This window comes from Gemmatimonadota bacterium (assembly GCA_039715185.1).
Taxonomy (GTDB): domain Bacteria; phylum Gemmatimonadota; class Gemmatimonadetes; order Longimicrobiales; family RSA9; genus DATHRK01.
Map to the genome: position 1 here is coordinate 1 of JBDLIA010000095.1, position 11,917 is coordinate 11,917.

An 11,917-nucleotide genomic window follows, 5' to 3' on the forward strand; every position below is an offset into this window, starting at 1 on the left:
GGCGAGGCCCACCGGCGCACGTGCTCGGGCTGCGTCCACGCGGCGTACACCAGATCGCGCGCGGCGGGGATCAAGCGTGACACGCGGGTGGACGCGTCAGGTGTGGCCGTCGTCGTCTTCTGATTGGTCTGGATACTCATGGAGATGTGTCCTCTTCCGTTGCGGTAACCGAATCTCGCAGGTAGCGAGACAGCGAGGCGAGCTGAGCTTCCCAGAAGGCCCTATACCGCTCCACCCACTCCGCCGCGTCACGCATGGGCGCGGCGTCCAGGGAGCAGCGGCTGACCCGGCCATCGCGTTCGCGGTGGACGAGTCCTGCCCGTTCCAGGACGCGCAGGTGCTTGGAGATCGCGGGCCTGGAGACGTCGAACGGCTCCGCTAGCGCCCCCACGGATGATTCCCCCTCGGCGAGCCGGGCCAGAATCTTGCGCCGGGTTCCGTCGGCGAGCGCGCCGAACACCCGATCCAGGTGCTCGGACGTCTCCAGGGCGGGCGGCTCACGATACGTAACCATGTGGTTACGAATAATGAGATCGAGCCTTGTTGTCAAGGAATCCCGCACCGAGGGGAAGGGGCGATTCATGCAAGGGCGTGAGATCGGCGCACAGGCGGTCGAGATCGCGGTGGCGATCGGGTGGACGACGCTTGGGGTCTGGCTCGGAGCGATGATGGTGGGCGCCAGGGAACGCGTCGTCGTGAACGCTTTCGGAGTCGCGGCGCTGCACACGGTGATCACCTGGGTGCTGGCGATGGCGTTCTCCGGGCCCTACGGGGCCACCCCCTGGATGCCCATCGGCGCCTCGCTGGTCGTCATGCTCACCCTCGTCGAAATCGTGTTCGGTACCGGCTGGGTGCGCTCGCTCGGGATCACCTTCGTGGGCCTCGCGGTGTCAGGCTGGCCGCTCTTCTTCTCCGTCCTGCGGGCGCTGGCGGGGTAGGCGCGGTCCCCGGGTTCGGCCGGCCGTCCCCGCCCCATCCCGTTCGTCCCCGAAGGCCTTAACGCGCGCGCACGGCGCGGCGAATCTCCCCGCGCAACCGCCGTCCACTCGAGCGCGCGATCTGACCATGCCGACAGCCCATCCGCGCACCGCCGTCCTGGGAGCCGTCATCCTCTGGAGCGCGGCCGCGAGCAGCGCCCTCTCCGCCCAAAGCGCCGCCGGCGCGGACGTCATCCCCGTGCCCTCGACAGCGGCTCCGATCCGCCTGGACGGCCGCCTCGACGGCGACGAATGGGCTGACGGCCGCTTGCTGCCGCTGGTCTCGCACGAGCCGACCTTCGGGCTCGAACCCAGCGAGTCCGGAGAAATCCGCGTGCTTCACGACGAGGCCACCCTCTACCTGTCGGCGCGCTTCCTCGTCGAAGACGAGCGTTCGATCCAGGCCAACTCCCTGACGCGCGACGTGGTCCGCGGCGACGACGTGTTCCGGGTCATCCTCGACACGTTCAACGACAGCGAGAACGCGCTCGGGTTCGAGACCACGCCCACCGGCGTGCGCGTGGATTACGAGATCGCGTCGGATGGAGCCCAGAGGAATCAGGACTGGAACGGACACTGGGACGTGGCCACGGCGAGAGACGAGCGCGGCTGGTACGCCGAGATGGCCATCCCGCTGTCTTCGCTTCGCTATCAGGTGGAGGACGGTCGCGTGGTCATGGGGATCATCGCCGCCCGCTACATCGCCGCGCGCAACGAGCTGGTCACCTACCCCTCGCTGGACCCCGTGCACGCGAACGCGCCCTTCCGTCCTTCCATCGCGGCCAAGATCGAGCTGGCCTCGGCGGGGACGCGCAGGCCGCTGTACGTGACGCCCTACGCGCTCGGAGGAGGGTCTTCGATCGCCGTATTCGACGACACGGCCGGGTCTTTCGGGCGCGCGGAGGACGGCACGGTGGAGGCGGGGCTGGACGTCAAGCTGGGGATCACCAGCAATCTGACGCTCGACGCCACCGTCAACACCGATTTCGCCCAGGTGGAGGCCGACGACGAGGTGGTCAACCTCACCCGCTTCAGCCTGTTCTTTCCGGAGAAGCGCCAGTTCTTCCAGGAGCGCGCGGGCATCTTCCTGGCCGCTACCGCGAGCCTGGGCGGGCCGGACCGCTTCTTCCACAGCCGGCGCATCGGCCTCGCCCCCGACGGGGCGCCGTTGCGCATCTGGGGAGGCACGCGGCTGGTCGGCCAGATCGGCCAGTGGGACGTCGGCCTGATCGACATGCAGACCGACGCGCCCGATACCGAGTCGACCGAGAACCTGGGCGTCTTCCGACTCCGGCGCGGCGTTCTGAACGACGAGTCTACGGTGGGCGCGATGCTGACCACCCGGCTGGGAGTGGACGGCCGCGAGAACGTCGCCTACCTGCTGGACGGCAGCGTCCGCGTGGCTGGCCGGGAGTACGTGCGTGCTCACTTCGCCCAGAGCTTCGACGCCGAGCTGGACGAGGAGGGGCTGGACGGAGCGCTGATCCGCGTCGAGCTGGAACGCCCCGGTTCGTTGTTCAGCAAGGGCTTCGCTTATCGCGCCGGCGTGCGCTGGGCGGGGGAATCCTACAATCCGGGCCTGGGGTTCACGCCGCGTCGGGGCTTCACCAACCCGTTCGTGAACGTGCGCTGGGGCTGGTTCCCAGGGGCGAGCACCGTCTTCCGCAGCGTGCAGCCGAGCCTGGCCGGCCAACTGTTCACCCGCAACGTGGATGACGAGTTGGACAGCGCCTTCGGCGCGCTGTTCGTGAACTACACGCTGAAGGCTGGCTACCTGGGCTGGCTGGGCGTGAGCACGAGCGTCGAGGACCTGCCGGAGGCTCTCCCGCTGGCGCAGGGAGCGGTGGTGCCGGCCGGGCAGCACACGTTCACGGCCGCCGAGTTCTTCCTAGGCGCGCCGGCCGGGGGCCGGTTCCGCATGGGCGGGAGCGTCGAAGGGGGCGAGTTCTTCGACGGCAATCGCATCTCGGTGTCCGTCTCACCGACGCTCACCGTGAACGAGCACCTCGAGTTCGCCGCCGAGCTGACCCGCGACCGCATCCGCTTCCCCGACCGCGACCAGGGCATAGACGCGGACATCCTGCGGCTCCGCGTTCAAACGGCGCTGGACACGCACCTCTCGGCGAGCGCCTTCGTGCAGTACAACCGCGCCTTCGACGCGGTCGTGGGGAACGTGCGGGTGCGCTACCACCTGGCCGAGGGGAGCGACCTGTTCCTGGTCTACAACGAGCAGCTCAACACGGACCTGGGACGCGTGGATCCGGAGCTGCCCCGTTCGCAGGGCCGGACCCTGCTCGTGAAGGCGAGCTACACGCTCCGCAACTGACGCGACCGGGCCGTCCGGCGCGGTCGCAACCCGGCCGGCGCCCAGACGGTCTATATCGATGTCCCTCACGCGCGAGGGACTCGGCGTGCGCGTCGACCCCTGGCGCGGGCACCAGTCGCGCGTCAGAGTCGTGGTCATGGATCCTGTATCTTCACCTCCACGTCTCGAGTTCGGCCCCTTCGTCCTGGATCGGCGTCGGTGGACGCTCACGCGCTCTGGGCGGCGGGTAAGGCTGCCCAACCAGCCGTTCCGCATGCTCGCCTATCTGGCTGAACGAGCCGGTGAGTTGGTCACCCATGAGGATCTGAAGGAGCAGGTGTGGGCGGACCGGATCGTGGAGTTCGATCAGGGCATCTACTTCGCCGTGAAGCAGATCCGGCAGGCGCTGGGCGACTCAGCCCGTGAGCCCAAGTACGTGGAGACCGTACCGCGGCGGGGCTATCGATTCGTCGCGCGCGTGGAGACCGTGGCCGCTGAGTCACGGCCGACGGGTTGGTGGCCTGGCCGAGCCGCGGCGGCCGCCGCGATCATCGCAGCGGCCGCTTTTGGGCTGCGCTGGGCGGCCGGGGCCGACGGGCGCCAGGGAACCGTCTCCGGTGACAAACAGCCCGCGGAGGAGGCGGCCGGCTCATCCAGCTCCTCCGAGGCGCGGGAACTGTTCGTACGGGGGACCCTGCACTTCTCGCGCACCAACTCGCTGTCCGAGCTGGCGCGCGCCAGCGAGCTGTTCGCGCAGGCCACCGAGGCAGATTCGACCTACGCACGAGCCTACGCCCGCCTGGCGGTGGCGCGTGCCTCCATGGCATTCGATTTCGGCCGCGTGCGGATGTACGACGAGGCGCGTGCCGCAGCCGAGCGCGCCGAGCGGCTGGCACCGGAGGACCCGGACACACACCTGGCGCTGGGCTACATGGCGTACTACGAGGAGGGTGACTACCAGAAGGCGCTGCGCCATTTCTCTGCGGTGCGCCAGCGGCGGGGCGACGACCCGGAGGTTTTGCTCCCCACTGCGTTCGTCTATCGTCGACTCGGCCGCTGGCAGGACGCGGTCGGCTCGCTCCGCTCGGCGCTGGCCGAGGACCCGGCCAGTTTCAGCGTAGCGTACTCGCTGGCCACCACCCTGGACCGCATGCGCCGCTACGACGAGGCCGGGCGCTACTACAGAATCGCCAGGGCCGCGCTGGGCTCAGCGCGATTCCCGCGCGAGCGGTTGGCACAGCTCGAGTTGCGTGCCGCCGGCGACCTGCCGGAGGCGGAGCGGCTGCTGAGGGTCGCGATGGGGCGGGGTCCCAGCCTGCTGCCGATTCGTGGCCAGGGGTGGTTCGCGCGCGTGCTCGGATCACGGGTCCTGCCGCGGGTCGAAGCCGCGCGGCTCTCGGACGATCCGCAGGACCGCTTTCACCTGGCGTTGGCGCTCGAGGGCGCGGGACGCCGCGACGAGGCTCTCGCGCAGTTTCGCCTGGCGCTTGACCAGTACGAAACCTTCGTCCCGTACGTGGAGGGAGAGCGCCACAGCACCCGCGGCACGCTCTACGCGCGCATGGCGGTGGCCGCCGCGGCCCTCGGGGAACGAGCGCGCGCTCTCGTCCTGGCCGAAAGGGCGTCCATGGCTTCGTTGCCGGAGGCCGACGCCTGGGCTGGTCCCGAGGTGCGCGCCATCCTCGCCGAGGTCTTCGCGCGTCTGGGCGAGCACGACAGGGCGATCGACATGCTCGACTACCTGCTGTCAGTGCCCGCTCCCATTAGCCGGGCGCAACTGGAGGTCGACCCGATCTGGGACGCGGTCAGGGATCACCCGCGTTTCCCCGGGTAGTCACCCGGTTCAAGCGCATGAGCGGACCCTGACCCGCCTCTCTCGGAAACTAATCAGGATCTTCCCCGCTCCCGCATAGGATTTTCGTGGTCGTCCGCGCGTTCTCCTTGCAGTCGCGCCGTCTCCTCACTTCGACGCATTCCGTAAACGCGCTCCGAGGGAGTCGCCATGATCACGAGTCCGCGTCGTACCTCCGGCTTTCTACGCTTCACGATCATCCTCGCGTCGCTGGCGATCCTCGCCGCCTGCGGTGAGGACACGCCCACCGACCCGGTCGATCCGCCGCTACCGCCGCCGCCGGATCCTACCGCCGATGTGGCGGTTGACGTCGCCGGACCCGCTTCCGCGGACGTGGGCGCGCCGTTCGAGTACACGGTGAGCGTCTCCAACCCCGGCGACGCGGACGCCTCATCAGTCCAGGTCACGCAAACCTTGCCCGCAGGCGTCCTGCTCAAAGCCGTGACCGACGGCGGCGTGGAGCAGGCAGGCGAGGTGACCTGGCCGGCCGTTGCCGGCCTCCCCGCCGGTGCCGAGCGCGCCTACCGGGTGACCGTCGTGTCGCGCAAGGCCCAAACGCTGAACACGAGCGCGCGCGCCACGACCACGTCAGAGGATGCCAACCCGGCCAACAACGACGGCAGCGGTCCCGAGGCCCGGCTGTCGACGGTGGTGGGTACCCCGGGCTCCTGCGCGCCTCCCGTCGCCGACCTACCCCTGGCGGCGGTGAAGGAGGAGACAACGGCGTTCATCGACGTCAATCTCGTTCACGTTGACGGCAGGGGTGTCGTGCCGGGCCAGACGGTGATCGTGAGCGATGGCCGCGTCGCCGAGATAGGCGACGCCGGCGCGGTCACGCCGCCTGCCGGCGCGGTGATCGTCGAGGGCGGGGGCTGCCGCTATCTGGTACCCGGCCTGGTGGACATGCACACGCACATCGGCTTTACGTCGGACCCGGTTCTGTTGCTCTACTACGGCGTGACGACCGCCCGGAACGTCTGGTCCTCGCAGGGTCTGGTGAACTTCCGTGAATCCATCCGCTCCGGCGCCTCCGTCGGCCCGAACCTGGTCTTGGGCAGCCAGGGGTTCAGCGACACCGCGTTCTTCGCCGGTACCATCGTGCTCCAGGATCCGGCCGAAGCGGACGCGAAGGTTGCAGAGCTCGTCGCCGGGGGATGGGACTTCATCAAGGTGCACGAGACCCTGCGCCCAGACATCTACGCGGCCATCGAGGAAGCGGTGCTCGCGCACGGCACGACCTTCTCGGGGCACGTGCCGTTCAATACAGGGACGACGATGGTACTGGGGAGCACGCAGCGGTCGATCGAGCACTGGCCCAATGCGTTCGTCGCGGACGTGCGTACGGACCCGACCACGAGCTGGTGGAACGGCTCGATCGACGACGCCAAGGTGCGCACTCTGGCCCAGCGCGTCCGCGCCGCGGGTAAGTGGATGACGCCCACCATGGCGACCTTACTCGCGTTGCTGGATCCTGCCGAAGAGGCGGCGTTCACGAACCGTCCGGACGCGGTCTACCTGCCCGCGCAAAGGCTGGCCGCCTGGCAGGACCGAGGGCCTTGGGGACCCGGTTCGATCCGCGCGGCGACCATCGCCAACACCAGCCGGGTGATACGGATCTTCCACGAGGAAGGCGTGCCCATGCTCGTGGGTACCGACATGGGCTTCACCTACGTCATGCCGGGGTCGTCAATGCGCGAGGAGGCGACAATGTGGTTGGACGCCGGCATTCCCGACGAGGTGTTCCTGCGCGCGGCGACGCTCAGTCCGGCGGAGTTCTTCGGCGTGCCCGGCGAGTTCGGAGAGATAAATGTCGGCGCGCGCGCCGACCTGGTGCTGCTGGATGGCAACCCCCTGTACGCAGTGGACAATCTGCGTACCCAGGCGGGCGTCATGTCCGACGGTCGCTGGTACTCCCAGATACAGCTGCGCGATTTTCTGGATCAGCTCTTCGGGACGGCGTCGCTGCGCTCGGATGGGGGGGCGTCGCTGCGCTCGATCGGTCCGAATCGGCAACTGGGAGAGGCCGCGCACTCTCATTGAGGGGCGCGGCACTCCACCAGGGTTCAGCTTCCAGCCGCCCGCTCCGCGGCCGCCTGCTCCGCCGCCAGTCGTCTCGGCGTGACCCCGTAGCGCGCCCGCCGCCACAGGTCCGGGTGGAAGAGAAGCAGCACTGTGAGGATCTCCAGGCGCCCGGCGAGCATCAGGAAGATCAGGATCAGGTGCGAGCCGGCGCCCAGCCAACCGTAGTTGTCCACGGCGCCCACATCGCCCAAACCGGGCCCGATGTTGCCGATCGCGGACGCCGCCGCGCCGATCGCCGTCGTGATGTCGTGGCCGAACAGGGTCAGCGCAAGCGCGCCCGTGACGAACAGCGTGATGTAGAGGAGGATGAAGGCGAGGATGCCGTTGAGCACGCCGTCCTCCAGCGCCAGCTTGCCCACGCGCGTCAGGATCACCGCCCTCGGGTGGACGCTCTTCTTGAGCGCGGTCAGGCCGTGCCGGTGGAGGACGTAGAGCCTGACCGCCTTCATCCCGCCGCCTGTGGATCCTGCCATGCCGCCCATGAACATCAGCATCAGCAGCATGAACTGCGCGGCGAAGGGCCAGATCTCCCAGTCGTAGGAGACGTATCCGGTCGTCGTCGCGAGGGCGACGACCTGGAACAGCGAGTCCCGGAACGCGCGCTCGATGCCCAGGCCGGAGTACTCGCTGGAGCCGAGCATGACGACCGCGGCCACGAAGAGGGTGGCCCCGACCGTGACCACCGTGTAGAAGCGCCACTCTGAGTCCTGGAAGTACCGCGGCCGCCCAGTCAGCGCCCGGAAGTGGAGCGCGAAGTTTATCCCCGCCAGGTACATGAAGACGATCGTCACGTACTGGATGAACGGCGACGGGAACGCCGCCATCGACGCGCTGCGCGTCGAGAAGCCCCCCGTGGACAGGGTCGTGAAGGAGTGGGTGACAGCGTCGAAAGGCCCCATCCCTCCCAGCATGAAGAGCCCCGCTTGGAGGGCGGTGAGGCCGGCGTACACGTACCACAGGAGCTTGGCGGTCTGCGTGATGCGCGGCTGCAGGCGCTCCGGGGTCGGGCCCGGCACCTCGGCGCGGAAGAGCTGCATGCCCCCCACGCCCAGGAAGGGCAGCACGGCGATCCCGAGTACGATGATCCCCATGCCGCCGATCCACTGCGTGACGTTCCTCCAGAACAGGATCCCGTGCGGCAGCGACTCGATGTCCGAAAAGACCGTCGAACCGGTGGTCGTGAAGCCCGACATGGACTCGAACAGCGCGTGGACGGGTGAGGAAATAGCCCCGGACAGCAGATAGGGGAGGGAGCCGAACAGCGCGATCGCCAACCACGCGAACGAAACCACGGCGTAGCCCTCACGCACCGAGAGGTCCCGCTCCAGGCGCGTAAAGCGGCGGCCGATCAGGCCCGCCACCAGCGTGATGGCGGCGCTGGCGAGGAACGCCAGCGCGTCGCCGTCGCCGTAACCCGCCGCGACCGCGGCGGTGACCGCCAGGCCGCCGCCGAGAGCGATCAGCAGCAGACTGACTATGTGGACCAGGTGCTGGAGGATCACGCGAAGAGTTTCTCGAGCGGTCCGATTGCGTCCGGGAGCGCGAACACGACCACCCGGTCCCCGGCCAGGAAGACGTCTCTGCCGCGCGGCATGATCACGGTGTCTCCGCGCAGGATCGCGCCCGCGATCGCTCCTTCCGGAAAGTGGAGGGCGGCGAGCGGTTCGCCCTTCGCGCGCGCCTTTTCGGAGACCTCGAATTCCATGGCCTCCGCGTCGATCCCCTTGATGGTCACCACGCTGCGGACGTTGCCGCGCCGGACGTAGCGCAGGATGGCGTTTATCGTCGAAAGGCGAGGCGACACGGCGGCGTCGATGCCGACCCGGTTTACAAGCTTGATGTAGCCGAAGCGGTTGATGAGGCTGATGACCTTGCGCGCGCCGTGGGTCTTCGCGAGGAGGCTGGAGAGCATGTTCACCTCGTCGTGACCGGTGAACGCCGCGAAGCCGTCGATGCCCTCGATGCCCTCCATTTCCAGCAGATCCATGTCGGTCGCGTCGCCGTTCAGCACCAGCGTGGACGGAAGCATCTCCGCCAATTCCACACAACGCCGCCGGTCCAGCTCTATCAGCGTGCTCTCCACGCCGTGCGCCTCCAGGTGGCGCGCGAGGTAGACACCTTCGTCGCTACCGCCCGCGATCATCACGCGCCGCAGCTTGTAGTCTGCGTAGCCGGCCAATCCCTGGAGCGAGGCGATCTCTGGGGTCGGCGCTATGACGAATACCTGGTCGCCCGCTTCCACGCGCGAGTCGCCGCGCGGGATGGTCGTGTCGCCGTCGCGTACGATCGCGACCGTGACGTAGTGCCGGTCGTGCAGCTCCTCGTCCAGCTGACGCAGCGTCTTCCCTGCCACCACGGCGCCCTCGCGCACGCGCAGGCCGATGAGCTGGAGCTTGTCGTTGGCGAACCGCGCCAGGTCCGTGGCCGCCTGACTGTTGAGCAGTTGGAAGGTCTCCCACGCGCATTCGCGCTCGGGGTTGATCAGCAGGTCGATGCCGAGCGTCTCTCGCGACAGCGCGCTGCGGGTGTGGTAGTAGTCGGGGTTGCTCACCCGCGCGACCTTGACCGGTACCTCGAACCGGGAGGCCGCGAAGCAGCTCATTACGTTCACCTCATCCCTGCTGGTGACCGCGAGCAGCAGCTCCGTCCGCTTGATGCCGGCCTTCTCGAGGATGGGCAACGAGGCTCCGTTGCCCACCACCGTCATGACGTCGAGATGCTCGCCGACGTACTCCGCCCGATCGGGATCGGACTCGATGATGACGACGTCGTGCTCTTCCTCTGAGAGGCGGTGCGCCAGGTGAAAGCCGACCTCGCCGGCGCCGATGATGAGTACGCGCATGCGGGACATTCGCGTTGCCGCCACCTCCCGGCAAGCCGTCGGAGGCGCAGTCCGCACCGTCTTGCATTTCTCGTGGGGGCCGGCCTACATCCATAGCCCCGCGGGCCCCAGGAGTCGCGGCCCCCTACCAGCGACAGCCGAGCGAACCAGCATGAGCGCCGTACGCGATTACATCGACCGGAACATGGGCCGCTTCCGCGAGGAGCTGGATACGTTCCTGCGCATTCCCAGCGTGAGCGCGCGCGGCGAGCACGACGCCGATACGCGCGCCGCCGCGGAGTGGCTGGCGGATCGCATGCGCGACGCCGGCCTGAGCGTCACCGTGCACGAAACGGCGGGGCACCCGATCGTGGTCGGTGACTATCACGCCGCCGATGGCGCGCCGACGGTGCTGATCTACGGCCACTACGACGTCCAGCCGCCCGAGCCGCTGGACCTGTGGACCTCTCCGCCGTTCGAGCCCGAGGTGCGCGATGGCAGGCTCTACGCCCGTGGCTCGGTGGACGACAAGGGCCAGCTCTACCTGCACGTGAAGGCGATCGAAGCGCACCTGCGGGGAGGCGAGGGGCTGCCGGTCAACGTGATCCTGCTCGCGGAAGGCGAGGAGGAGGTGGGCAGCGAGCACCTCATGCCGTTCGTGTCCGAGCACGCCGAGCGGCTCGGCGCCGACTACATCGTCATCTCCGATTCCACCATGTACCAACCGGGCATGCCCTCGATCGGGGCTTCGCTGCGCGGGCTGGCGTACTTCCAGCTCGACGTCCAGGGTCCGGCCTCCGACCTGCACTCGGGCAGCTACGGCGGCGCGGTGGTGAACCCCGCCAACGCGCTAGCCGCCATCATCGCCTCGATGCACGACGAAGCCGGCCGCGTGGCCATCGACGGCTTCTACGACAACGTCGACACGCCGCAGGCGTACCTGGACCAGATCGCCTCGCTGCCGTTCAGCGACGAGAGCTTCCGCGAGGAGGTCGGCGCCCCCGCGCTGGGGGGCGAGGAGGGACACTCGACGCTCGAGCGGGTCTGGGTGCGTCCGACGCTGGACGTGAACGGCCTGCTGTCTGGCTACACCGGCGAGGGGTCCAAGACGGTGCTGCCGGGTCGGGCGATGGCCAAGGTCTCGTGCCGCCTGGTGCCGAACCAGGACCCGGACAGGATCCGCGCGCTGGTGGAGGCGCACGTCGCGCGCGTGACGCCCCCGGGCGTTGCGGTCGAGGTGTCCTTTCTGCATGGAGGTCGGCCTTGGCTGGCGACCCTGGAGGGGCCCCTGGTCGACGCCGCGGCCGGGGCGCTGGAGGAGGCGTTCGGCCCCGCCCCAGTGTTCGCGGGCGAGGGCGGCTCTATCCCCATCGTGGACGAGTTCGAGCGCGTGCTCGGCGCCCGCGCTCTGCTGATGGGCTTCGGGCTACCGGGTGAGAACGCGCACGCGCCCGACGAGTGGATCAGCGTCGAGAACTTCGAGAAGGGGACGCACGCCGCCGCCGCCCTGCTGGCAGGGCTGGGGTCCGGCTAGGGCAGCGCCCCCGGCGACCCCGGGCTGCACCGCGATGGAGTCGCCGTTGGTAAAGGTCCGGGTGAGTCTGCAGTCAGGCCAGGCCGATGTCGCAGATGACGCTGCTGACACCCGTGATGGCCCCCACGGTGGTCGTGAGGACGTTCATGAACACCTGCCCCGCGTTGCCGAGACGGTTCGGGTCGAAGGCGTCCTGCGTGACCGTGCAGTTCTTGTTGACCGCCGCGGAGCCGTCGATCTGAGCCGACACGCTGATGGTCGTCCCTACCGCCGCCGTCGTGAGAAACTGGCCCAACTCGAGACCGCCCGTCGTGCTGGTAGGCAGCGGATCGATAATGCACGTCGC

9 protein-coding genes are annotated in these 11,917 nt (G+C 68.8%); 5 read left to right on the forward strand and 4 right to left on the reverse strand.

What is annotated here, in order from left to right; translation table 11 throughout:
* Nucleotides 1-136: 136 nt before the first annotated feature.
* Complete coding sequence (locus ABFS34_13840; GenBank protein MEN8376523.1) at nucleotides 137-514, reverse strand: metalloregulator ArsR/SmtB family transcription factor; 378 nt, start codon at nucleotides 512-514, stop codon at nucleotides 137-139.
* 13 nt (nucleotides 515-527) lie between these two features.
* Here ABFS34_13840 and ABFS34_13845 point away from each other — a divergent pair, with 13 nt between their 5' ends.
* The 4 genes from ABFS34_13845 to ABFS34_13860 all read left to right on the forward strand — a co-directional run bounded on the left by ABFS34_13845 (nucleotide 528) and on the right by ABFS34_13860 (nucleotide 7,174).
* Complete coding sequence (locus ABFS34_13845; GenBank protein MEN8376524.1) at nucleotides 528-938, forward strand: hypothetical protein; 411 nt, start codon at nucleotides 528-530, stop codon at nucleotides 936-938.
* 127 nt (nucleotides 939-1,065) lie between these two features.
* Nucleotides 1,066-3,303 (forward strand): DUF5916 domain-containing protein, encoded by a 2,238-nt coding sequence (locus ABFS34_13850; protein ID MEN8376525.1) that lies wholly within the window; start codon nucleotides 1,066-1,068, stop codon nucleotides 3,301-3,303.
* 58 nt (nucleotides 3,304-3,361) lie between these two features.
* Nucleotides 3,362-5,116, forward strand: a complete 1,755-nt coding sequence (locus ABFS34_13855; GenBank protein MEN8376526.1) for a winged helix-turn-helix domain-containing protein — start codon at nucleotides 3,362-3,364, stop codon at nucleotides 5,114-5,116.
* A 168-nt stretch (nucleotides 5,117-5,284) separates the two neighbouring features.
* A complete protein-coding gene (locus ABFS34_13860) occupies nucleotides 5,285-7,174 on the forward strand; it encodes an amidohydrolase family protein (GenBank protein MEN8376527.1) in 1,890 nt (629 codons plus the stop codon).
* Between the two features lie 23 nt (nucleotides 7,175-7,197).
* Here the strand turns inward: ABFS34_13860 and ABFS34_13865 are convergent, their stop codons facing one another.
* Both ABFS34_13865 and trkA read right to left on the reverse strand, forming a co-directional pair.
* Nucleotides 7,198-8,718, reverse strand: a complete 1,521-nt coding sequence (locus ABFS34_13865) for a TrkH family potassium uptake protein (GenBank protein ID MEN8376528.1) — start codon at nucleotides 8,716-8,718, stop codon at nucleotides 7,198-7,200.
* Nucleotides 8,715-10,067, reverse strand: coding sequence for a Trk system potassium transporter TrkA (gene trkA / locus ABFS34_13870; GenBank protein MEN8376529.1), 1,353 nt, complete (start codon nucleotides 10,065-10,067; stop codon nucleotides 8,715-8,717). The genes ABFS34_13865 and trkA overlap by 4 nt, the downstream gene beginning before the upstream one ends.
* A gap of 142 nt (nucleotides 10,068-10,209) precedes the next feature.
* Here trkA and ABFS34_13875 point away from each other — a divergent pair, with 142 nt between their 5' ends.
* Nucleotides 10,210-11,571: a dipeptidase gene (locus ABFS34_13875; GenBank protein MEN8376530.1), complete on the forward strand. Its 1,362-nt coding sequence runs from the start codon at nucleotides 10,210-10,212 to the stop codon at nucleotides 11,569-11,571.
* A gap of 73 nt (nucleotides 11,572-11,644) precedes the next feature.
* Here ABFS34_13875 and ABFS34_13880 read toward each other — a convergent pair.
* Nucleotides 11,645-11,917, reverse strand: a 273-nt coding sequence (locus ABFS34_13880) for a hypothetical protein (protein ID MEN8376531.1), incomplete at its 5' end; no start/stop codon positions are given.

What these genes read in the sequence shown, in the direction of transcription:
- ABFS34_13840 (MEN8376523.1), bottom strand. Translation starts at nt 514, where the DNA reads ATGGTTACGTATCGTGAGCCGCCCGCCCTGGAGACGTCCGAGCACCTG.
- ABFS34_13860 (MEN8376527.1), top strand. Translation starts at nt 5,285, where the DNA reads ATGATCACGAGTCCGCGTCGTACCTCCGGCTTTCTACGCTTCACGATC.
- ABFS34_13855 (MEN8376526.1), top strand. Translation starts at nt 3,362, where the DNA reads ATGTCCCTCACGCGCGAGGGACTCGGCGTGCGCGTCGACCCCTGGCGC.
- trkA (MEN8376529.1), bottom strand. Translation starts at nt 10,067, where the DNA reads ATGTCCCGCATGCGCGTACTCATCATCGGCGCCGGCGAGGTCGGCTTT.
- ABFS34_13850 (MEN8376525.1), top strand. Translation starts at nt 1,066, where the DNA reads ATGCCGACAGCCCATCCGCGCACCGCCGTCCTGGGAGCCGTCATCCTC.
- ABFS34_13845 (MEN8376524.1), top strand. Translation starts at nt 528, where the DNA reads ATGAGATCGAGCCTTGTTGTCAAGGAATCCCGCACCGAGGGGAAGGGG.
- ABFS34_13875 (MEN8376530.1), top strand. Translation starts at nt 10,210, where the DNA reads ATGAGCGCCGTACGCGATTACATCGACCGGAACATGGGCCGCTTCCGC.